Below are 22,701 nucleotides of genomic sequence, written 5' to 3' on the forward strand. Positions count from 1 at the left end.
CCCACCCACGGAAGGACCGTCCATGACCCTCAGCGAAGCCCCCGCCGGCCTCCGCACAGCGCAGCCGGACGAGATTCGGCCGGCCGACCTCGCCGACGACGCCGTCGCGCTCGTGCGCCGCTGGCTGGAAGCCAGCCGCGCGGAGCCGGTCGACGCGTCGGCCCAGCGGCTGGCCGGAGTGCTGCGCGATCCGAACGGCCTCGCCTTCACGGTGGGCTTCGTCGACGGGGTGGTACGCCCGGATGACACCCGCGTCGCCGCTCGGAACCTTGCCGCCCTCACGCCGCTGATCCCCTCGTTCCTGCCCCTGCCCCTGAAGGCCGCCATCCGCCTCGGCGCGTTCGCCGCCCCGATCGCCCCGGGCATCGTCGTACCCGCCGCCCGCGCAGCCCTGCGGGGGATGGTCCGGCACCTGGTCGTCGACGCCACCGACCGCAAGCTCGGGCCCGCGATCGAACGCATCGGAGGGGACGGCACCCGCCTCAACGTCAACCTCCTCGGGGAGGCGATCCTCGGCAAGAAGGAAGCCGCGCGGCGCCTCGCCGGAACGCGCCGGCTGCTCTCCCGGGACGACGTCGATTACGTCTCGATCAAGGTGTCCTCCACCGTTGCACCGCACACCCCGTGGGCGTTCGAGGAGGCGGTGACCGATGCTGCCGCCGCCCTCCGTCCGCTCTACCGGGTCGCCCGGGACGGCGGGAAGTTCCTCAACCTCGACATGGAGGAGTACAAGGACCTCGACCTGACCCTCGCGGTGTTCATGCGGATTCTGGACGAGGCGGAGTTCCGCGACCTCGAAGCCGGAATCGTCCTGCAGGCCTACCTCCCCGACGCGCTGGGCGCGATGATGCGCCTCCAGGAATGGTCCGCGACCCGCGTCGCCTCCGGAGGGGCGGCCATCAAGGTGCGCGTGGTCAAGGGCGCGAACCTCCCCATGGAACGCGTGGACGCCGACATTCACGACTGGCCGCTGGCGACGTGGGAGTCGAAGCAGGCAACGGATGCGTCGTACAAGGCCGTCCTCGACTACGCGCTCCGCCCCGAGCACACCGCGCATGTGCGCATCGGCGTCGCCGGGCACAACCTCTTCGACATCGCCCTGGCATGGCTGCTCGCCGAGCGGCGGGGCGTCACCGGCGGGATAGACGTCGAGATGCTGCTGGGGATGGCCACGGCGCAGGCGGCGGTCGTCCGCCGCACCGTCGGGTCGATCCTGCTGTACACGCCCGTTGTGCACCCGAAGGAGTTCGACGTCGCGATCGCGTACCTCATCCGCCGGCTCGAAGAAGGCGCGTCCGGCGAGAACTTCATGTCGGGGGTGTTCGACCTCGACAGCGACGCCGGACTGTTCGCGCGCGAGCGCGACCGGTTCCTCGCCGCCATCGCCGCCTTGCCCGAGGGCGTCCCGGGGCCACACCGCGTGCAGGACCGCACCGTCGCTCCGGCGCCGGTCCGCGGATTCCACAATGCGCCGGACTCGGACCCCGCCATCGCTTCGAACCGGGCCTGGGCCGACGAGATCATCGCCCGCATGCAGACCTCGACGCTCGGCGTCGAGACCGCCGACACCCACCTCCTCGCCGACGAAGCCGCTGTCGATGCGGCCATCGATGCGGCCGTGGCCGCGGGGGAGAGCTGGCGGGCGCTGGGCCCGGACGGCCGCGCCGAGATCCTGCATCGCGCCGGTGACATCCTCGAGCGGCGCCGGGCCGACCTCATCGAGGTCATGGGCTCCGAGTGCGGGAAGGTCGTCGAGCAGAGCGATCCCGAGGTATCGGAGGCCATCGACTTCGCCCACTACTACGCCGAGCAGGGCCGCCGGCTGGACCAGGTCGACGGTGCCGATTTCACCCCGGTGGGGCTCACCGTGGTCACCCCGCCGTGGAACTTCCCCGTCGCCATCCCCGCCGGCTCCACCCTCGCCGCGCTGGCTGCCGGCAGCCCCGTCATCATCAAGCCGGCCCGGCAGGCCCGCCGCTCGGGTGCCGTCATGGTCGAGGCGCTGTGGGAAGCGGGCGTGCCGCGCGACGTCCTGACGTACGCGCAGCTCGACGGACGCGAGCTGGGCGAACGCCTCGTGGCTCACCCCGCCGTAGAGCGCGTCGTCCTCACCGGCTCCTATGAGACCGCCCAGCTGTTCCGTTCCTTCCGCCCCGACCTGTCGCTCCTGGCCGAGACGAGCGGGAAGAACGCGATCATCGTCACGCCCAGCGCCGACCTCGACCTGGCGGCGAAGGATGTCGCGTTCTCGGCCTTCGGTCACGCCGGGCAGAAGTGCTCGGCCGCATCCCTCGTGATCCTCGTGGGCTCGGTCGCCACGTCGAACCGATTCAGGGGGCAGCTGGTGGATGCCGTCACGTCGCTCGAGGTCGGGATGCCGTGGGAACCGGCGAGCCGGGTGGGGCCGCTCATCGGACCCGCCGACGGCAAGCTGTTGCGCGCGCTGACGACCCTCGAGCCGGGCCAGCGATGGCTCGTCGCGCCGAAGAAGCTGGACGCCGACGGGGCGCTGTGGCGCCCGGGCATCCGGGACGGGGTGCAGGCGGGGTCGGAGTTCCATCTCACCGAGTACTTCGGTCCGGTGCTGGGGGTCATGACGGCCGCGACGCTCGATGACGCGATCGACCTCGTGAACCAGATCGACTACGGCCTGACGTCGGGGCTGCACTCCCTGGATGACGAGGAGATCCAGACCTGGATGCGGCGCGTCGAGGCCGGCAACGCGTACATCAACCGGGGAACGACCGGCGCGATCGTGCAGCGCCAGCCGTTCGGCGGCTGGAAGAAATCGGTCGTCGGCGCGGGCACGAAGGCCGGGGGTCCGAACTACCTGACCGGATTCGGGACGTGGACGGATGCGCCGCCGTCGGCTCCGGCGTCGGCACCCCGTTTCGACGGGTTCGCGTCGGCCGCGCTCGCGGCCGTCCCCGCAGCCGATCGGGCGTGGCTTTCCGCCGCCTTGGCGAGCGATGCCCGCGCCTGGGCCGAGGAGTTCGGGACGGCGCGCGACGTGTCGGCGCTCGAATCCGAACAGAACGTCCTGCGCTACGCGCCGGTTCCGGTCACGATCCGATTCGAGGATGCTCCCGAGGCGGCGCTCGTGCGCACGGCAGCCGCCGGTGTCCGCGCCGGCGCCGACCTGGTCGTGAGTGCCGCTGCCGAGCTTTCCCCCGCCGTGCGCGCGTGGCTGGAGGGCGCGGGCGTGACGCCCCACGTCGAGGACGACCCGGCGTCCTGGCGCCGCCGCGCGGAGTCGCTCGTCCGCAGCGGCGGGCGCGTCCGACTCCTCGGCGGCTCGGCGCGGGAGCTCGCGGAGGTGACGGAGGGGTCGCCGGCCGTGGCACTGTACCGCGGGCCGGCGGTGACGGCGGGCCGGATCGAGATGTTGCCGTTCCTGCGCGAACAGGCGGTCTCCATCACCGCACACCGATTCGGAACCCCCCGCCGGTACCCGGTGCCGGCCGCATCCGGCGGTGCCCGGTGAGACACGCGCCGGACTACGCCGCCGGCGACGAGGAGTGGGTCAAGAGCCTCATCCGGGAGAACCCGTGGGCATCGATCACCAGCTTCGTGCCGGGGAGGGGCCTGGTCGCATCGCACTATCCGGTGATGCTCGACGAGGATGCCGACGGCATCGTGCTGCTGAGCCACGTGGGCCGCCCCGACGAGCGGCTCCACCAGCTCGGCGAGCACGAGATGCTCGCGACGATCTCGGGACCGCAGGGGTACGTCTCACCCGGCTGGTACGACGTCAGCCCCGCGGTGCCGACCTGGAACTTCGCCGTGGCCCACCTGTACGGCACGCCCGAGCTGTTGAGCGACGAGGAGAACCTCGCGGTCCTCGGCCGGTTGGTCGAGTTCTTCGAGCGCCCGCTTCCGCACCCCTTCCTCATGACCGCCACGCTCGAGAACGAGGAATACGCGCGCCGGATCGTAGGCGGTACGGTCGGATTCCGGATGCGGGTCACTCGCGTCGAGGCGAAGGAGAAGATGAGCCAGGACAAGCCCCAGCCCGTCGTCGACCGCGTACTCGAGCAGTTGCGGGCGCCCGGCCCGTACCGCAACCCGGCGCTCGCCGACAGGATGGAGCGCGTTCACCACCCGCGCCGTGGAACGGAGTCATGATGGCCGACGTGCTGCTGCGCGGCGCCCGCCCCTACGGCGGGGAAGAACCCGTCGACATCCGTCTGTCCGGAGGCCTCGTCGCCGAGATCGCGCCGGCCGGCTCGCTGGAAGCGGGCGGCGCGGAGACCGTCGCCCTCGATGGGCGCTTCGTCGGCCCGGGGTTGTGGGATGCGCACGTGCACTTCACGCAGTGGGTGATCCAGCAGCGCCGTGTCGACCTGGCCGGGACGCGCAGCGCATCCGACGCGGTCGCGGTGGTCCGGGCGGCGCTGGCGAGCGGGTATCCCACCACCCACGGCGTGCTCTTCGGATACGGCTATCGCGACGGGCTGTGGACCGAACCCACCAGCATCGCGGCCCTCGACGTCTTCGCCGAACCGGTCGTGCTCATCAACGGCGACCTGCACAGTGCGTGGATGAACACCGCCGGCGCCGCACGGCTGGGGCTCGCTCCGGACGCGTCCGGAGTCGTCAGCGAGGGGGAGTGGATCGGTGTGCTGCAGCGATTCCACGCGGAGGCGCCGCTTCCCCTCTCCGACTACCGCATCGCCGCCGAGGCGGCCGCCGCGCGCGGCATCGTCGGAGTGGTCGACTACGAGAACGTGCTGAACGTCGACGAGTGGGCCGACCGCGTCGCGCAGGGCGTGCGGAGTCTGCGCATCGACGCCAGCGTGTGGCCGGACCGGCTCGACACCGTCATCTCCCGGGGGCTCCGCACGGGTGACCCGATCGATCCGGAGGGCCTGGTGCGGATGGGGCGGCTGAAGGTCGTCGTCGACGGCTCGCTCAACACCCGCACCGCCTTCTGCTGGGATCCGTACCCGGGCCTCGACCCCCACTCGGCCCACGCGTGCGGGGTGTCCAGCGTGCCGGTGGCGGAGCTGCGCGGCCTGCTCATCCGGGCGCGCGCGGGCGGCATCGAGGCGGCCGTGCACGCGATCGGCGACCGGGCGAACAGCGAGGTGCTCGACACCTTCGAAGAGCTCGGGATGACCGGCATCATCGAGCACGCCCAGCTCGTCCGGGAGGAGGACTTCGCCCGTTTCGCTCGACTGGGATTGATCGCCAGCGTGCAGCCCGAGCATGCGATGGACGACCGCGACATCGCGGACCGGTACTGGGCGGGACGCACCGGCCGGGCCTTCGCGTTCGGCTCCCTGCATGCGGCCGGTGCGCCGCTGCGCCTGGGGTCGGATGCTCCGGTGGCGCCCCTGGATCCGTGGCACGCGATCGCCTCCGGGGTGAGCCGCAGCCGCGGCCACCGGGAGGCGTGGCATCCCGAGCAGGCCCTTCCGCTGGCGGTGGCGCTCGCGGCGAGCACGCGGCATCCCCTGGCCGTGGGATCTCCCGCCGACCTCGTCGTGACCGACGCCGACCCGCACACGCTGGAGCGGGACGCACTGCGGAACATGCCCGTGTCGGCGACCCTCGTCGCGGGCCGCTTCACCCACCGCGCCCTGTGATCCCGCCTGGTGAGGCGTCGAGCCTCCCACGGGCGGTCCGCGTCAGCGGGGGCCGGCGCCCAGCAACCGGACGCGGCACGCGAGTTCGACGGAGAAACGGGTGTCGGGATCGTCCAGATCCAGCTGCAGCACGTCGCGGATGCGTTTGAGGCGGTACCCCACGGCGTTGGGATGCAGGTTCAGGTCCCGCCCGGCGTGCGCGAGGGAGTTGTTGTGCGAGAGGTAGGCCAGTAGCGTCCGCACCGAGGTGGTCGCCCGTTCGGTGCCGAGCGCATCCAGCGGCGCGAGGACGTCGTGGAGCAGGCTCCGGCTGATCGGCGAGGCGTAGAAGTCCAGCAGCACACGCCGGAGCCCTGTCACGTCGGTCACCTCCACGCCGCCCGGACGATCGGAGGCGGCGGCGGAATCGGCGGCGATCCGCGCCTCGGCCGCCGACTGGCGCAGACCGATCGCGCCCAGTCGCGGGGTGCCGAGTCCGAGCGTGTAGACCCAGCCGCCGCCGGCGAGGGACTGCGCGTGCTGCTGCAGGCGCACCCCCACCTCGCGCAGGCGCCGCTGGTGATCGCCCGCGCCGTGTTCCTCGGTGCTGACGAGCACGGCGTCGTCCTGGATGAAGGCGATGTGCCACATCTCCTCGCGGCCCTCCGTCAACTGCAGCGCGAACAGCTCGAGGGCGGGTTCGACGCTCCGGGGCGGGCGTGCGTCCGGGTCGCTCAGCGAGGTGGGCTTGAGCCATCCGACGACGTGGGCGTGCTGCAGCGGCAGCCCGAGACGCGCGGCCTGCCCGACGAACCCCTCCACCCGCGATGACTCGGCGAGGACGAGCTCCACGATGAGGTCGGCGCGGGATTGCGTGGGGGCATACCGGTCGCGCATCTGCCGTTGCGCGGCCCGCGAGAGCAGCGACGCGACGACCGGGCGCACGACGTCGGTCGCCGCATCCGCGGTATCGGCGACCAGCCTGCCGATGGGCACCTCGCCGACGCAGACGGCGTCGTTGTCGGTCCACTGCACGCTCTGGTCGTCCACGAGCGAGAGGCGCACGCCCAGCGCGCGGCTGGCTGCGGCGAGGATCTCCTCGATCGTCCCGGAGGCTCCCGCCGCCGCGGCCGTGGCCTGCTCGATCGTGTAGGCGGCGCGGGTCATCGTCTCGGACGCGCCGCCGGAGAGCAGCCGGTCGATCGCGACGGCGAGGTCGGACGGCTTGACGCCCGCCGCGGCGAGGACCGGGACGCGACCGCGGTCGGCGAGCGCGACGGCGGTCTCGGCCAGCACCAACCGCGTCGTCACGATGAGGCCGGGCACACCGCGGGCGCTCGCCCGCCGCAGCGCCACGTCGATGCGGTACGGCGCGGGGGTCTCATCGGCCGGGACGATCGCCAGAGTCCCGGGGAGAAGCGCATCGAGGCTCTCGAGCGACGTGATGTCCACGCGCTCGATGTCGCCGCCCTCCTCCGGGCCCGCCACGAGCTCCAGCCCGAGGCGCTCGCGTTGAGCGAGCAGGTCGCGCACGGTGAACTGTGCCATGAGCACAAGTGTGCCGGATTCTTTGGGGCTGTGGCACATTGTCGCGGCGCGGGGGTGTCCCTACTGTCGGTACATGGTTCCCCGCCCCTCTGCTGCGCCGTCGCACGAGCGACTCACCTCGGTCGCCGCCGACGACGTGGCCGCCCTCGCCGCCGGCGCCGCGATCTTCGGCACGGGTGGGGGCGGCGCCGTCTACACGGCGCAGCTGGCGGCCGAGCAGGCCCTGCGCGGCGCCGGCCCGGTGCCGTTGATCTCCGTCGCCGAGCTCACCGGCGACGACGCGGTCATCGTGATGTCGGGCATCGGCGCACCGACCGTCGGTATCGAGATGCTCTCGTCGGCGAACCAGATCGAGGTGCTGCTGCGGGAGGCGGAGGCCACCGCCGGCCGGCGGATCACGACGCTCATGGCCGCCGAGATCGGTGGCAGCAACGGCGTGGGCCCGGTCGGCTGGGCCGCCCGCCTGGGACTGAAGCTGCTGGATGCCGACGGCATGGGGCGGGCGTTTCCGGAGGCGACGATGATCGCCATGAACGTCGCCGGCGTGCCGTGCGACTTCGCGGTGATGAGCGATGTCGTCGGAAACGTGGTCACGATGAAGACGGTGGACCTGGCGTGGCTGGAGCGCCACGCGCGGGCCGTCACCGTCGCCAGTGGGGGGCTGTGCCTGGGAGCCCACTACCTGATGACGGCGGAGACCGCCCGAGGTGCGGTGATCGAGGGGACCGTCAGCGCGGCCGTGCGCGTGGGCCACGCGCTGTTGTCGTCGTCGGAACCGGTGGCGGCGGTCGCCGGCGAGCTGGATGCGGCGGTGCTCGTCACGGGCAAGGTCATCGACGTCGCCCGGCGGACCGAAGGCGGCTTCGTGCGCGGATCCGTGACCATCGCCGGTACAGGAGCCGACCGTGGTCGGCTCCTGCGGATCGAACTGCAGAACGAGAACCTCGTCGTCCTCGAAGACGGCGAGGTGCTCGCCAGCGTCCCCGATTTGATCACGATCGTGGACTCGGAGACCGGCCACGCGATCTCCACGGAGATGCTCCGATTCGGGCAGCGCGTCTCGGTGCTCGCGTGGGCGTGCGATCCGTTGTGGCGCACCGATCGTGGTCTCGAGCTCGCCGGTCCCCGTGCGTTCGGCTACGACCTGCCCTACGTGCCGTTCGAGGGAGGACGGCGGTGAACGATCCGGGAGCCCTGTCGATCGGCGTGGACGTCGGCGGCACCAACACCGATGCCGTGGTTCTCGACGGATCGGGACGGGTGGTCGCCGCCACCAAGCAGCCGACCACCCCCGATGTCACGGGCGGCATCCGCGGCGGGATCGCGCGCGTGCTGGCGAGCATCGGTGAGGATCGCGCTCGGGTCACGCGGGTCATGCTCGGCACGACCCACGCCACCAACGCGATCGTGAGCCGACGGCAGCTCGGCCGCGTGGCGATGATCCGGCTGGGAGCCCCGGCCGCGACGGAGTACCCGCCGCTCACCGGGTGGCCGGCCGATCTCGTTGCGGCGGCCCTTGCGGGCACGGCGATGCTGGGCGGCGGACACATGGTGGACGGAACCCCCATCGCGCCGCTGGACCGAGACGGCGTCCTCCGGTTCCTCGACGGTCTCCACGATGTCGACGCGGTTGCCGTCGCGGGGATCTTCAGTCCCTCCTACCCCGAGCAGGAACTCGAGGTCGCCGCCCTCATCCGCTCGCACCTCGGGCCCGACACCCGCGTCTTCGTCAGCCAGGACATCGGCCCGACCGGCCTTCTCGAGCGCGAGAACGCCACCGCACTCAACGCGGCGCTGTACGGCGTCGCCCGCTCCGTCACGCGCGCCCTGCTCACGGTCGTGGATGAGGAGGGGCTGGACGCGACCACCTACTTCGCGCAGAACGACGGCACGCTGATGTCGCTCGACTACGCCGCCCAGTACCCGGTGCTCACGATCGGGTCGGGACCGGCCAACTCGATCCGGGGCGCCGCCTATCTCTCCGGCGTCGACGACGCGATCGTCGTCGACGTCGGGGGCACCACGTCCGACCTCGGGGTGCTCGTCAACGGCTTCCCCCGGGAGTCGACACTGCCGCGGGAGATCGGAGGCGTGCGCACCAACTTCCGCATGCCCGACATCCTGAGCCTCGGCGTGGGGGGTGGGACCATCGTCGATCCGGCCACCGGCGCGGTCGGCCCGCGCTCGGTCGGCTACCGCATCGAGCAGGAGGCGCTGCTGTTCGGCGGCTCCACCTCCACACTGACGGATGCTGCGGCCCTGGCCGGCGCGTCCATCGACGGCCGCACCCTTCCCGCCCTCCCGGCCGCCACGAAGAACGCCCTGCGTGAGGCGCTCGCCCGCGCGCACGGCCGTCTCGAGGAGGCCGTCGAGCGGCTGTCGCTGGGCCGCCTGGATCTGCCGCTCGTGGTCGTGGGCGGGGGCGCGTTCCTCGTGCCCGACGACCTCGCCGGCGCAGGCCCGGTGGTGCGCCCCGCTCATGGCGACGTCGCCAACGCGGTCGGCGCCGCGATCTCGCTCGCCGGCGGCCGCGCCGACCAGATGGCCGACATCGAAGACCGCGAGGCGGCGATCGAGGCAGCATCCCGGGCCGCCATCGCCAAAGCGATCCAGGCCGGTGCCGACCCGCTGCAGGTGGCGGTGGTCGACGTGCTCGAAACCCCCGTGTCCTACACGGCGCGGCCGACTGTGAAGGTGTCGGTGAAGGCAGCGGGTCCGCTCGCGCAGCTCGGCGCTCCGACCCCGGCCAATCACTGACGTTCCACACCCGATAAACGCACCAGCAACCCGAGGAGTAACCATGCATCGACGCACCACCCCGCCGGCGTTCCTCGCCGGAGGCGCAATCCTCGCACTTGCCCTCGCAGCCTGTTCCGGCGGCGGCGGTGGTGGCACGGACGCAGAACCCGCCACCGGCGGCGTCTTCCGCCACGCCGTCTTCCCCGAGGTCGGCAGCATCGAACCGATGACCGCCAATCAGCCGCAGGAGCTGCAGGTCCTCACGTACGCGTACGAGAGCCTCATCTACACCGACGGCGAGGGCGAGGAGTACCCGTGGCTCGCCGAGTCGTGGGAGATCGGCGACGACGGCATGTCGGTGACCTTCGAGCTCAAGGACGACATCACCTTCCATGACGGCACGCCGTTCGACGCGACGGTGGCCGCCGCGAACATCAACTATCACGCCGATCCGGCCAATGCGACGGTCCTCGCGGATGTGATGCCCGCGGGCCTGTCCGCCACCGGCGACGGGCTGACGCTGGAGGTCACCGCCGAGGCCGCCGACCCGTTCCTCTCGACCATCGTCGGCGACATCTTCATGGTCGCTCAGGCGGGCCTCGACGACCCGTCGAGCCTCGAGACGGGGTCCAACGGGACCGGCCTCTACCACCTCACCGACGTCTCACCCGACCGGTACGTCTTCGAGACCCGCGACGACTACACCTGGGGCCCGGACGGACTCACCTCTGAGACCGAGGGACTGCCCGACGGGCTGGAGGTGACCGTCGTCACCGATGAATCCACGCGCGCGAACCTGCTGGTGTCGGGCGAGCTGAACGCGGCCGAGGTATCCGGCCCCGACCGCGACCGCATCGAGGGCGCCGGTCACGAGTACGTGGGCCGCATCAACCCGATCGGTCAGATGCTGTTCAACGAGCGCGCCGACCGTCCTACCAGCGACCCGCTCGTCCGCGAGGCGCTCGTGCTGGGCTTCAACCACGAGGACGCGACCGAGGTCGTCACCGGTGGGCACCCGTACGAGCTGACCTCCTGGATCACGGACGCCCCGTTCACCTGCTTCAACGAGGAGCCGGTGTGGGAGCGGCCGGCATCCGACCCCGAGCGTGCCGCGGAGCTGCTGGATGAGGCCGGATGGGCAGCCGGAGCCGACGGGACGCGTGCGAAGGACGGGACGCCGCTGACGATCGACTTCATCTACGACGCGACGTCGAGCGGTCATGCCTCGGCCGGCGAGCTCCTCGCAGAGGACTGGGAAGAGCTCGGCATCACGACCAACCTGGTCGCGATGGACGGCGCCGCCTGGTCGGAGTACCTCTACGAGACGTTCGACTACGACACCGGCTGGATTCAGATCGGCGTCGGCAGCCCGGTGACGCAGGACCTCTTCTACGGCGGGGCCTCGCCGGAGGACGGCGGCCTGAACTTCATGGGCGTCATGGACCCGGAGTACACCGCCTTCGCCGACCAGGCCCGTGCGGCCGCGGACCCGGAGGAAGCGTGCGGGTACTGGGAGGAGGCCGAGAAGGTCGTCGTGGAGAACTTCCACACCTTCCTGATGGCCGGCACGGAGTCGCCGACCTTCATGAATGGCGCGACCTTCGAGATCACCGACTACATCCAGCCCGTCACCATCCGCATGACGGAGTGAGGAAGCGGCGATGACCACGACCGACCTTCGGCAGGTGACGCCGGCCGTGCCCGCGCGGGAGCGGAGGACGCTGCGGCTCTCCCCGCGCAGCGACTTCGCCCTCCGGCGGATGGGCCGCCTCGTCGTCAGCCTGGTCGTCGTGGTCCTCGCCGCGTTCTTCCTCGTCCACCTGGTGCCGGGCGACCCGGTGCGTGCCGCACTCGGACCGACCGCCCCGGCGGCGCTGGTCGAGCGCACCCGCGAGGCACTGGGGCTGGACCTCCCTCTCCTGCAGCAGCTCGGGAACTACCTCTCCGGGCTGCTGCGGGGTGACCTCGGCACATCCATCCAGTCGGGGCTCTCCGTCGGCGACACGATCGCGTCGCGCTTCCCCACCACGGTGACGCTCGCCGCTCTCGGCTTCGTGCTCGCCGTCCTCGGCGCGCTGCCGATCGGCATGGGGGCGGCGCTCCTCGTGCGTTCAGGTCGGGGTCGCGCCGCCAACAGCGGCGTCTCCGGCCTCCTGGGTGTGCTCATCGCCGTGCCCGACTTCGTGCTGTCCGTGGGGTTGATCGCCGGGTTCAGCATCTGGCTGGGACTCCTTCCGCCGGCGGGGTGGGGGGATGCCTCGCACGCGGTGCTCCCCGTCCTCGCGCTCGCCCTGGGCCCGATGGCGTACCTCGCCCGCATCGTCCAGGTCGAGATGATCACGGTGCTGGACTCGACCTACATCACCACGGCGCGCGCCAAGCGGCTCCCGCATCGGATCATCCTGCTGCGCCATGCGCTGCCGAACATCGTCACCGCGACGCTGACCGTCGGTGGGCTGCTGCTCTCGGGGCTGGTCGCCGGCACGGTGATCATCGAGACGGTGTTCGCCATCCCGGGCGCCGGCAACACCCTCATCTCCGCAGTCGGAACCAAGGACTACCCGATGATCCAGGGCATGGTGCTCGTCTACGCCGCGATGGTCCTCGTGGTGAACCTCGTGGTCGATCTGATCCTCATCACGATCGACCCTCGCACCACCATCTCGGAAGGCTGAGGCACCCGTCATGACGACTGCCATCCCCGGCATGATCGAGGTCCCGGTCGTGGGCGCACCGCTTCCCACCCGGCGGCGGCGTTCGGCCTGGATCAGCCCCACCGGTATCGTCGCGATCGTCGGTTCGGCCGTGTTCCTGATGATCGCGATCGTCGGTCCCGGCCTGTGGTCCGAGGCGGCCACCGCGCGGAACATCGCGGAGCGCTGGGCGTCGGCCGGGCCCGGGCACCTCTTCGGCACCGACGACATCGGCCGGGATATCTTCGCGCGCGTGATGGTCGCGGCGCGCATCTCGCTGCTCTTGACGGCCGGAGCGACGGCGATCCTCATCGGCGGCGGTCTCCTCATCGGACTCACCGCGGCGATGTTGCCCCGGCATGCGCGCCGGGCGGTCGTCTGGGTCATGGACATCCTCCTGGCATTCCCCTGGCTGCTGCTCGTCCTCTTCTTCTCGGTCATCTGGGACGTGTCGGCGATCGGAGCGATGCTGGCGATCGGCCTGGCGGGGATTCCCAGCATCACGCGGATGGTGTACAACATGGCGGCGTCGGTCAGCGACCAGGACTACGTGCGCGCGGCGCGCGTGGTCGGCGTGGGCCCGCTCGGGATCATGGTCAAGCACGTCCTCCCCAACATCGCCAACCCGCTGCTCGTCCAGTCGGCGGCGGCGGCGAGCACCACGCTGCTCGCCTTCGCAGGGCTGTCCTTCCTCGGACTGGGCGTCCAGGCGCCGGAGTACGACTGGGGCCGCCTACTGAATGAGGGGCTCGGCCATCTCTACACCAACCCGATGGCCGCCCTCGGACCCGGTCTCGCGGTGGTCTTCGCGGCGCTCGTCTTCACGATGATCGCCGACACCCTCGGCGGCCAGCCCGGCCAGGGACTCCGCGCCGTCGCGAACGCCAGCCGTGCCGCGGTCATGGCCCGGCGTCGCGCCGGACAGCCGGCGGCGAGGCCGACGCGCGCCGCCGCGGCTCCGCTGGCGGAGGTGCGCCAACTGCGTATCGCATTCCCGGACGGGCAGGGCGGCGTCGTGGAGCGCGTGCGCGGTGTCGATCTCTCCGTCTTCCCGGGAGAGGTCGTCGGCATCGTCGGCGAATCCGGGTCGGGCAAGTCGCTGACGGCCATGGCCCTGGCGGGCCTCCTCGAGGCCCCCGCCATCGTGGACGCGGAGCTGCGGCGTTTCGACGACATCGACCTCGACGAGAGGCTGCGCCCCGCGGATCGCAAGCGGCTCGGTGTGGAGGTCGGCATGATCTTCCAGGATCCCCTCACCTCGCTGAATCCGGCGCTCACCATCGGGCGCCAGCTCACCGAAGTGCCCCGTGTGCACCTCGGCATGAGCCGTGCTGACGCCCGGAAAGCAGCGGTGGAAGGCCTGCGCGTCGTGGGCATCCCCGACCCCGCCGCCCGTCTGGGCGACTACCCGCACCAGTTCTCCGGCGGCATGCGCCAGCGCGCCATGATCGGCATGGCGCTGACGGGCAAGCCGCGGCTGATCATCGCCGACGAGCCGACCACGGCACTCGATGTGACGGTGCAGAGGCAGGTGCTCACCGTGCTGCGTCGCGCCCAACGGGCCACCGGCGCGGGGATCGTGTTCATCTCGCATGACATCGCCCTGGTATCGGGCTTCTGCGATCGCGTGGTGGTCATGAAGGACGGAGAAGTGGTCGAAGAACTCGAAGCCGCGCGCATCAAGGAACAGGCGATGCACCCCTACACGCGGGGGCTCATCGCGTGTCTGCCCGACATGCGGACGGATCGCACGCAACCGCTGCCCGTCATCGCCGGCACGGTGCCGCCGGGGGAAGGGGCGCCACGATGAGCGCACTGCAGATCGAGGACCTGACGGTCCGGTACGGGCATCGCGAGGTCGTCTCCGCCGTGTCCCTCGTGGTACCCGCGGGTCGGACCGTGGGCCTGGTCGGGGAGTCCGGATCGGGCAAGTCGACGGTGGCGAACGCCGCCGTCGGACTGGCGCCGGTCCACGCCGGCGACATCCGCGTGCACGGCCGGAGCACCCTCGGCCGCAGCAGCGGTGCGCGGACCGCGCGACGGCGTCTGCAGCTGGTGTTCCAGGATCCGTTCTCCGCACTGGACCCGCGGATGTCCATCGGGGACTCCATCGCCGAGGGGCTCATTGCTTCGGGTCAGAGCTATTCGCGCGCCGAACGCCGCGACCGCGTCGCCGAGCTGCTGCGGCAGGTCGACCTCGACCCGAAACGCGCGGGCGAGCTCCCTCGGTCCTTCTCCGGTGGGCAGCGCCAGCGGATCACCATCGCCCGGGCGCTGGCCGGCGACCCCGAGATCCTCATCGCCGACGAGGTCACGAGCGCCCTCGATGTGTCCGTGCAGTCCACGGTGCTGAATCTGCTGCGCGACCTGCAGCAGCAGCTGGGGCTGTCGATGCTGTTCATCTCGCACAACCTCGCGGTGGTCCGTTACATCAGCGACGAGATCTGCGTCATGCGCGGGGGCCGCGTCGTCGAGGCCGGACCCACCGAGCAGCTGCTGGACGACCCCAGCGAGGCCTACACCCGGGACCTCCTGGAGGCCGTCCCCGTGCTCGGGCGGCGGATGGAGCTCGACGCATGAGCTTCGAGGCATCCGAAAGACTGCGCGATGACCTCGTCGCGCTGCGGCGCGAGTTGCACGGACGCGCCGAGGTGGGCCTGCATCTGCCCGAGACCCAGGAGCGCCTGCTCGCCGCGCTCGCCGACCTCGACCTGGAGATCACCACGGGACGGCAACTGTCGTCGATCACCGCCGTGTTGCGCGGCGGCCGTCCGGGGCCCGTCGTCCTGCTCCGAGCCGACATGGACGCCCTGCCCCTGACCGAGGCGACCGCCCTCCCGTTCGCCGCCGGTGGAGCGATGCATGCCTGCGGGCACGACCTGCACATGGCAGGGCTCGTCGGCGCCGTGCGTCTGCTGTCGGAGCGTCGATCGGAGCTCCCGGGGACCGTCGTGTTCATGTTCCAGCCCGGCGAGGAAGGGTATGCCGGCGGCCGGATCATGCTGGAGGAGGGCGTGCTGGATGCTGCCGGTGAGCGTCCGGTCGCGGCGTACGCCGTGCACGTGGACTGCGTCACGACGGGCGGCACGGCGGTGACCCGCAGAGGCCCGATGATGGCGAGCGCCAGCGGCCTGCGCATCCGGGTCACCGGAACCGGCGGGCACGCCGCCTTCCCTCACCATGCGGTGGACCCCGTTCCGGTCGCCGCGGAGATCATCCTCGCCGTTCAGGCCTTCGCCGCGCGGCGCGTCCCGGCCACCGACCCGGCGATCGTGTCCGTGACGAGGATCTCCTCCGATTCCCCGGCGGGCAATGTCCTGGCGTCCGCCGTCGACCTGGAGGCCAGCATCCGCACGCTCTCCCGGGAGACCCTCCAGCTGGTGCGGGAGGAGCTGCCGCGGCTGGTCACCGCCATCGGGGAGGCGCACGGGTGCTCCGTGGAGGCGCACTTCATCGATTCGTATCCGGTGACCGTGAACGACCCCGACGAGACCGGCCTCGTGCTCGATCTCCTCGACGAGCTCTACGGACCGGAGAACGTCGTTCGTCTCGCGGCGCCATCGATGGCCTCGGAGGACTTCGCCTACGTGCTGGAAGAGGTGCCCGGCACGCTCGTGTTCCTGGGCGTCCGGCCCGAAGACGTCGCCGAGGGGGACGCGGCGCCGATGCACTCGGAGCGCGCGGTCTTCGACGACGGCCGACTCGGCGCGCACGCCGAGCTCCTCGCCGAACTCGCCTGGCGACGCCTCTCTCGCCGACGGGGCTGATCCGCCTGCTCAGCTGGGGATGACCGGATCCTCCCCACTCGGGCAGCGCGGCCACGCGCGCGCGCAGGCCCGTGCCAGGATGGAGCGACTCTTGACGAGAGGATCGCCATGACCATTTCCCCGCAGCAGCATCCGCCGCAGCAGAATCCTGCCGCCACCGACCGCAGCCGCACCCTCCTCCGCTTGGCGATCTGGGTCGCCATCGGGGCACTGATCCTCGCGGCCCTCGTGTGCGTGGTGTGGGTGCTCCTCGGCCCCGAGAACGACATCATCGGCCGCGCCTTCCTCACGATCCTCCTCCTCGCAGCGTTCGCCGGAGCGGCGATCCTCGACGTGCACCTGTCGGCACGCCGGCCCGCCTGGTTCGCCCTGACGAGCATGATCACGTGGGTCGTCGCGCTCCTCGTCGGCGCGTTCCTCATCTGGATGCCCACCGAGGAGTACGGATTCGAGGGCTTCACGCGCTTCGTGTCGTTCCTGCTGGTCGTGCTCATCCTGCAGCTCGCCCTGCTGCACGTGCGCCTCTACCTCAAGGCCCACGCGCGATACGTCACCACGTTCACGCGCATCATCGCCGGAGTCACGGTCGCGCTCGTGGTCATCCTCGCGATCATGCTCATCGTGCCGTTGACGTTCCACGAGTTCATCGACTTCCGCGACCTCTACTGGCGGATCGTGGTGGCCATCACCATCCTCGCCGCCGTCGGCACCGCCCTCATCCCGCTGGTGAACGCCCTCTTCGCGCCGAAGGCCCCGCGCCCGGCGGCTGCGTCGGCGGCGTCGGCTCTGCCGCCGTGGCCCACGTACGCCGACGGCGCCACGCCGCTGCCGGTGATGCCCGACGGGTCGCCCGACTGGAACGCGTACTACACGGGCTATCCGACGTACGCGCAGCAGCCGGGAGCGGTCGCAGCCCCTCCCGCCCCCGCCGAGACCGATCGCGGGCCGCAGGCCCCCGGTCAGCAGCCCCCGGCGTCCCCGCCCCCCGCTGTCCCGCCGCACCCGGGCTTCGAGGGCTACCCGCCGCCGCCTCCCGCCCCCCGCTGACCCGCACCGCCCGGCGCCCGCCTGGGCGGCGACCCAGACCGCCCGTTGCCGAACCGGCCCGGGCGGTCTGCGGCGTCAGAGGTTCAGTAGCTCCCGCGCGGCCATCGCGGCGTTGTGTCCGCCGATACCGCTGACCGCGCCGCCCCGCTGGGCGCTCGATCCGCACAGCAGGATGCGGGGATGCTCCGTCGCCACACCCCAGCGTTCGGCGGCGCCGCCGGCCTCCTGCTTCCGCCACGGCCACGACAGTGCGCCGTGGAAGATGTCGCCACCGGACATCCCCAGGTCGGCCTCGAGGTCCGCGGTCGTGCGGGCCTCGATGCAGGGCTGCCCGTCCGGCGCCTCGTACACGCAGTCGGCGATCGGCTCCGCCAGCACCGAGTCGAGGCTCTCCTGCGCGGCGGCCAGGAGCGCGGTGCGTGACGCCGCGGCATCCGTTCCCGCCACGAGCCGATGCGGCACCTGGAGGCCGAAGAGCGTCAGCGTGTGGGCGCCCTCCGCTTGCAGCTCGGGGCCGAGGATCGACGGATCCGTCAGCGAGTGGCAGTAGATCTCGAGGGGCAGCGGGTCGGGCACGCGTCCGGACACGGCGGCGGTGTACGCGGCATCCAGCTGTGTCATCGTCTCGTTGACGTGGAAGGTGCCGGCGAAGGCCGCTTCTGCCCGCACCGACTCGTCGCGCAGCCGTGGCAGGCGACGCACGAGCATGTTGACCTTCACCTGCGCCCCCTCCGCGGGGGCGGGCGCTTCCACATCCGCCCCGCCATCGCGCAGCAGACGCGCAAGCACGTCGCGTCCGACGCCGCTGAGCACCACGCGTCCGCGGAGGTTCTCGCCCTTCCGGTCGTCGACATGCACGTCGCCCTCGGGCGTGATGGCGGTCACACGGGCGCCCAGGCGAAGCTCGGCCCCCGCGTCGCGCGCGGCGCGCTCGAGTTCACCGCTCACGCGCCCCATGCCGCCCACCGGAACGTCCCAGTCGCCGGTCCCGCCGCCGATCACGTGGTAGAGGAAGCATCGATTCTGGCGCAGGGAGGGATCGTCGGCGGCGGCGAACGTGCCGATGAGGCCGTCGGTGAACGCCATGCCGCGGGCGATGTCGCTCTCCAGCGACGAGCGCAGCAGAAGCCCGAGGGGCTTGTCGACCACGTCACTCCACAGCGCGTCGTCTCCGACGCTCGCGCGCACCTCCGCAGCCGACGGCAACGGATCGGTCATGGTCGGGAAGATCGATCGGGCCAGCGGCCGGATCCGCTCGGAGAACGCCGCGAACCGCTCCGCCTCGCCGGCGTCGCCCACCGTCCGGGCGAAGGACGCGGCCGTGGCCTCGGCGTCGGCGGTATCGACGAGGATGCCGCGCGACGGGTCGCCCGGGTCTGGTGTGTAGGAGGCGTAGCGGCGTCGACGCAGGTCGATGTGGAGCCCGAGGTCGCGGATGATCCGGCGGGGGAGGAGGCTCACGAGGTAGGAGTACCGCGACAGCCGGGCGTCCACACCCTTCCACGGCCGCTCCGACACGGCGGCACCTCCGACGCGGTCGAGCTGCTCGATGACCACGACGCTGGCGCCCGCCTGCGCGAGGTACGCCGCCGCGACCAGCGCATTGTGCCCACCCCCCACGATGACGACGTCGTGCGTATGGCCCGGGATGCGCGCGGTCATGCCCTTACGCTAGCCGCGTCGCCCCGCGGCGCCGATAGCGTGGAGTCATGACTGCCGCCGCCGAACTCCTCGAACTCGCCATCGACGTCGCACGCGAGGCCGGGGCGCTGGCCCGGACGCGGCGGGCCGAGGGCGTGACCGTCGCTGCCACGAAGTCGGCGCTGGCCGACATCGTGACCGAGGCCGACCGCGAGGTGGAGGCGCTGATCCGCGACCGACTCCGCGCTGCCCGTCCCGGCGACGGATTCCTCGGGGAGGAGTCGGGCGCGCAGACGCGCGAGTCCGAGATCACGTGGGTCGTCGACCCGATCGATGGGACCGTCAACTACGCCTATGGGCTCCCCGCATACGCGGTCAGCATCGCCGCCGTCGGGGGAGATCCCGATCCCGCGACCTGGACGCCGTTGGCGGGGGTGGTCTACTCCCCGCCGACCGAGGAGATCTTCTCGGCGAGCCAGGACGGTGGGGCGTGGCTGGGCGACCGGCGGCTGCAGGTCAACGCCGATGCCGGTCCGGCCGGCGCCCTCATCGCCACCGGGTTCGGGTACGACCCGAGCAGTCACGCGGCGACATTGGATCAGATCGCGCGGGTCATGCCCATCGCGCGGGACCTCCGCCGGGGCGGTTCCGCCTCCATCGACCTGGCATCCGTGGCGGCGGGCAGGCTCGACGCGTACTACGAACGAGGGCTGCAGCCCTGGGACCACGCGGCCGGTGCGCTGCTGGTTCGCGAGGCCGGGGGCGTGATCTCGGGGTCGCCGGGGGGCCGCCCCGGTCGCGGCATGACGATCGCGGCAGCGCCCGGCGTCTTCGAGCGCCTCTCCGAGTTGCTCGATTATTAACAGGCGGGATTGGGGGCGCACATGGCGTTCCCAGTCCGCGCGCGATAGTGTTTATCCGATCGTTACCTTTACCGCCCGAACGGTAGGGGTGGCCGAAGCTGTACCGCCCCATGCCGTCGCGCCCCTGCGACATGACCCGGAAGCCTCTACGTCTTGACAGACCCCCGCCCGGCTGAGCCCGCCCTTCCCCGGTGGTCCAGCTCTCGACCCGACGCGCCTGCGACCGGGTCGCCCGCTCTCACGCGGGCCGAACTGCGACGCAGGGCGCTCGCCTCGGCGTCGGCTCCGGCCCCTTCCGCCTCCACGCGCCGCCAGGTGCGCGGGCGAGTGGGAGGAGACGCGCCCGTCACTGCCCTGCCGGTGCTCGAGCCCGCGCTCGCGGTGGAAGACCTGCCCGACCTCGCCCCCGAGGCGCTCGAGCTGCCCGATCTCCACGCCGACGTTCCCCTGGTCGTCGAGACCGCGGCCGGTGCGGTCCTGACCTCGCCGATCGCGTTGCCGGCATCGCCGATCGCTCTGCCGGGACCCGTGACGGAGTCCGACGACTCGGTGCTGGACGAGTTCGAGGCGGCAGCGCGCTTGTTCTCCTTCACCGGTGAGACTCCGGTTCAGGTGGCCGCCGCCGCTCTCAGCGACGACGTGCCGGCTGACACCGGGATCCAGGAGCGTCGCCGCGGCCTGTCTTTCCGGCGTGTGGCCACCGCATCCTTCTCCGTCGTCGTCGTCGGCATCGTGGGGCTTCTCACGGTCGGCATGACGACGCCCGTCGAGGCCGTCGCGGCCGCGCAGGGCGGCACCCCGGTGCTGAGCGCCCTCGAAGCTCACGACGCTTCCGAGGCGCAGGAGGAGGAGATCCAGGCCTACGTCGCTCCGGCGCACGTGCACAACGAGGGCGTCCAGCGTCTAGACGGCTACACGACCGCGAGCCTGGCGGACATCGCCGCCGAGTCGGGCATCTCGAATTTCTCCAGCTTCTTCGTCAACGACCCGACCGCCGCGATCCAGTGGCCGTTCGCCGTCGGCGTGCCGATCACCTACGGCTACGGGATGCGCTCGGGCCGCATGCACGAAGGCGTCGATTTCGTTCCCGGGGCCGGCGCGCCGGTTCAGGCGATCGCCGACGGCACCGTGCGCCTCGCGACCGAGTCGGGCGGCGCTTTCGGGGTGACGGTCGTCATCGACCACGTCATCGACGGCGAGCTGGTCTCCAGCCGGTACGCCCACCTGCAGTACGACTCCCTTCAGGTCTCGCCAGGCCAGCAGGTGCGCGTCGGCACGTTCATCGGCCGCACCGGCAACACCGGCCGCTCGTTCGGCGCCCACACGCACTTCGAGCTCCTCGCCGGCGGCACCACGGCGATCGACCCGCTGCCCTGGCTGCGCGAGCGCGCCGGAGGTTGACCGGCGTAAAGCCGGGCCCAGGGCTCTGGTATTCTCGTTGAGTTGCCCGGATCGCTCCGGGTACGCCCCGATAGCTCAGTGGTAGAGCACTTCCATGGTAAGGAAGGGGTCGTCAGTTCAATCCTGACTCGGGGCTCGATGCATCCTCACGGATGCAGCGCGGCAGGGTAGCTCAGTTGGTGAGAGCGCACGACTCATAATCGTGAGGTCGCGGGTTCAAGCCCCGCTCCTGCTACAGAAAATCCCCGGCATCGCCGGGGATTTCCTGTTTTCGCACCGTGTCGATCGGTTCTCACCCCACCGGCGCGTAGGAGGATTCCGCTCGCTGGTCGTCCAGAACGTAGCTCAGGAGCACGGCGTGCCGTGATCCGGTCTGCACGTCCCGCCACAGGCGCTGCATGCGGCTGGTCCGCACCAGCGCGGATGCGCCGAACAGGTCGAGCATCCGGTCCACTGCTTCGCGGGCCTGCCGAGCGGAGCGGGCGAAATCGGAGCGCACCGCGAGGGCGACTGCGGGGTCTCCCGCTCCGCGCTCCAGCCTGTCGCAGGCAGCCTCGGCCCGGCGAACGGCGTCGTCGAGGGCCTGTGCGGCGTCGAGGAGGAGTGCCCGCGCGGCCGGTGAGTGCCCGATGCTCTCGGCCTGCATGCCGGTCGGGCGACGGGAGGAGGTGCGCAGCAGGTCTTCGGTCTCCCGAAGCGCCGCCTGGGCCGCGCCCAGGACAGGAGCGAGCACGGTGAGCGCTCCGAACGCGGGGAGGTTGGGTTCGAAGGCGAAGGGGGCGACCGCCGACGCGGGCACGTGCGCGCCGTCGACCGTAACGGAATGAGATCCGGTCCCGCGCATGCCCACCGGGTCCCAGTCGCGGTCGATCACGAGGGCGCTGGCCGGTAGGAGCACCACCATCGGGACCGGGCCGTCAGCCCCTTGCGCCATCGCGACGAGCGCGGCGCCGTCGGCGATCTCGCCTCCCGACACCATCGGCCACCGCCCGTTCAAGACCCACCCGCCGTCGGGTTGCGGGGTGAGTGTCCCGGACGGTTTTCCGCTCCCACAGGAGGGGGCGGAGGGCGGGATGAAGGATGCCGCGACGTCCGTCCCGAATGCCAGCTCCACGAGGCGTTTGGAGACGGCAGAAGTGCCGACGATCCACGCTGCCGACGCGTCGGCCGCTCCGAGCACCCGCAACACCGAGAACAGGTCCCTGAAGCCGGCGTCCTCACCGCCGACCGCCATCGGAAGGGTGAGTCCGTACACCCCCGCCTCGCGCGCGGCGTCGATCTGATCGAGGGGAGGCCGGAGATCCGCCTCGGTCTGCGTCGCGTCCGCGCGCAGTCGCTCCGCGAGCTCCTGCAGGTGCGGCGAGTCGGAAAGCGACGTGTGTGTGGGTGGCTTCGAGGGGCTCAAGGTATCGGTCATCAACGGCCTTCCATGTCC

The 22,701-nt window shown here is 71.5% G+C and carries 16 protein-coding genes and 2 tRNA genes; 15 read left to right on the forward strand and 3 right to left on the reverse strand.

Translation table 11 applies throughout. The annotated features are described in order from the left end of the window. The first annotated feature begins 22 nt into the window (after positions 1-22). The 3 genes from AC2DGY_RS03705 to AC2DGY_RS03715 are packed head-to-tail and all read left to right on the forward strand — an operon-like array spanning position 23 to position 5,588. Positions 23-3,484 carry a bifunctional proline dehydrogenase/L-glutamate gamma-semialdehyde dehydrogenase gene (locus tag AC2DGY_RS03705; RefSeq protein ID WP_484508352.1) on the forward strand — a complete coding sequence of 1,154 codons (3,462 nt, stop codon included), beginning with the start codon at positions 23-25 and terminating at the stop codon, positions 3,482-3,484. After that, positions 3,481-4,125, forward strand: coding sequence for an FMN-binding negative transcriptional regulator (locus AC2DGY_RS03710; protein WP_484508353.1), 645 nt, complete (start codon positions 3,481-3,483; stop codon positions 4,123-4,125). Before AC2DGY_RS03705 ends, AC2DGY_RS03710 begins: the two co-directional genes overlap by 4 nt. Further along, the gene (locus AC2DGY_RS03715) at positions 4,125-5,588 is read left to right on the forward strand and encodes an amidohydrolase (RefSeq protein WP_484508354.1); all 1,464 of its coding nucleotides are present in this window, start codon (positions 4,125-4,127) and stop codon (positions 5,586-5,588) included. Before AC2DGY_RS03710 ends, AC2DGY_RS03715 begins: the two co-directional genes overlap by 1 nt. A 42-nt stretch (positions 5,589-5,630) precedes the next feature. Here the strand turns inward: AC2DGY_RS03715 and AC2DGY_RS03720 are convergent, their stop codons facing one another. Beyond that, positions 5,631-7,115 carry a helix-turn-helix domain-containing protein gene (locus tag AC2DGY_RS03720; protein ID WP_484508355.1) on the reverse strand — a complete coding sequence of 495 codons (1,485 nt, stop codon included), beginning with the start codon at positions 7,113-7,115 and terminating at the stop codon, positions 5,631-5,633. 73 nt (positions 7,116-7,188) lie between these two features. On the opposite strand from AC2DGY_RS03720, the gene AC2DGY_RS03725 reads away from it, so the two are divergent. From AC2DGY_RS03725 to AC2DGY_RS03760, 8 genes are all read left to right on the forward strand, one after another. Next, the gene (locus tag AC2DGY_RS03725) at positions 7,189-8,295 is read left to right on the forward strand and encodes an S-methyl thiohydantoin desulfurase family protein (RefSeq protein WP_484508356.1); all 1,107 of its coding nucleotides are present in this window, start codon (positions 7,189-7,191) and stop codon (positions 8,293-8,295) included. Then, positions 8,292-9,872 (forward strand): hydantoinase/oxoprolinase N-terminal domain-containing protein, encoded by a 1,581-nt coding sequence (locus AC2DGY_RS03730; RefSeq protein ID WP_484508357.1) that lies wholly within the window; start codon positions 8,292-8,294, stop codon positions 9,870-9,872. The genes AC2DGY_RS03725 and AC2DGY_RS03730 overlap by 4 nt, the downstream gene beginning before the upstream one ends. Before the next feature lie 43 nt (positions 9,873-9,915). After that, positions 9,916-11,505 (forward strand): ABC transporter substrate-binding protein, encoded by a 1,590-nt coding sequence (locus tag AC2DGY_RS03735; protein ID WP_484508358.1) that lies wholly within the window; start codon positions 9,916-9,918, stop codon positions 11,503-11,505. 10 nt (positions 11,506-11,515) lie between these two features. After that, positions 11,516-12,529: an ABC transporter permease gene (locus tag AC2DGY_RS03740; RefSeq protein WP_484508359.1), complete on the forward strand. Its 1,014-nt coding sequence runs from the start codon at positions 11,516-11,518 to the stop codon at positions 12,527-12,529. 10 nt (positions 12,530-12,539) lie between these two features. Next, positions 12,540-14,357, forward strand: a complete 1,818-nt coding sequence (locus AC2DGY_RS03745; RefSeq protein ID WP_484508360.1) for a dipeptide/oligopeptide/nickel ABC transporter permease/ATP-binding protein — start codon at positions 12,540-12,542, stop codon at positions 14,355-14,357. Continuing rightward, positions 14,354-15,127 carry an ABC transporter ATP-binding protein gene (locus AC2DGY_RS03750; protein ID WP_484508361.1) on the forward strand — a complete coding sequence of 258 codons (774 nt, stop codon included), beginning with the start codon at positions 14,354-14,356 and terminating at the stop codon, positions 15,125-15,127. The genes AC2DGY_RS03745 and AC2DGY_RS03750 overlap by 4 nt, the downstream gene beginning before the upstream one ends. Further along, complete coding sequence (locus AC2DGY_RS03755) at positions 15,124-16,314, forward strand: M20 metallopeptidase family protein (RefSeq protein WP_484508362.1); 1,191 nt, start codon at positions 15,124-15,126, stop codon at positions 16,312-16,314. Before AC2DGY_RS03750 ends, AC2DGY_RS03755 begins: the two co-directional genes overlap by 4 nt. Before the next feature lie 108 nt (positions 16,315-16,422). Next, positions 16,423-17,361, forward strand: a complete 939-nt coding sequence (locus tag AC2DGY_RS03760) for a hypothetical protein (protein ID WP_484508363.1) — start codon at positions 16,423-16,425, stop codon at positions 17,359-17,361. 75 nt (positions 17,362-17,436) lie between these two features. On the opposite strand, the gene AC2DGY_RS03765 is transcribed toward AC2DGY_RS03760, so the two are convergent. Continuing rightward, the gene (locus AC2DGY_RS03765) at positions 17,437-19,023 is read right to left on the reverse strand and encodes a phytoene desaturase family protein (RefSeq protein WP_484508364.1); all 1,587 of its coding nucleotides are present in this window, start codon (positions 19,021-19,023) and stop codon (positions 17,437-17,439) included. Positions 19,024-19,070: 47 nt separating this feature from the next. Here AC2DGY_RS03765 and AC2DGY_RS03770 point away from each other — a divergent pair, with 47 nt between their 5' ends. From AC2DGY_RS03770 to AC2DGY_RS03785, 4 genes are all read left to right on the forward strand, one after another. Next, positions 19,071-19,865 carry an inositol monophosphatase family protein gene (locus tag AC2DGY_RS03770; RefSeq protein ID WP_484508365.1) on the forward strand — a complete coding sequence of 265 codons (795 nt, stop codon included), beginning with the start codon at positions 19,071-19,073 and terminating at the stop codon, positions 19,863-19,865. A 327-nt stretch (positions 19,866-20,192) separates the two neighbouring features. Next, positions 20,193-21,266 carry a M23 family metallopeptidase gene (locus AC2DGY_RS03775; RefSeq protein ID WP_484508366.1) on the forward strand — a complete coding sequence of 358 codons (1,074 nt, stop codon included), beginning with the start codon at positions 20,193-20,195 and terminating at the stop codon, positions 21,264-21,266. A 64-nt stretch (positions 21,267-21,330) separates the two neighbouring features. Further along, positions 21,331-21,402, forward strand: a tRNA-Thr gene (locus AC2DGY_RS03780). A 25-nt stretch (positions 21,403-21,427) separates the two neighbouring features. Beyond that, positions 21,428-21,501 (forward strand) — tRNA-Met (locus AC2DGY_RS03785). A 57-nt stretch (positions 21,502-21,558) separates the two neighbouring features. Here AC2DGY_RS03785 and AC2DGY_RS03790 read toward each other — a convergent pair. Beyond that, on the reverse strand, positions 21,559-22,683 hold the full coding sequence (locus AC2DGY_RS03790) for an acyl-CoA dehydrogenase family protein (RefSeq protein ID WP_484508367.1): 1,125 nt from the start codon (positions 22,681-22,683) through the stop codon (positions 21,559-21,561). Positions 22,684-22,701: the final 18 nt, after the last annotated feature.

It is taken from the genome of Microbacterium sp. Z6_144, assembly GCF_057197625.1.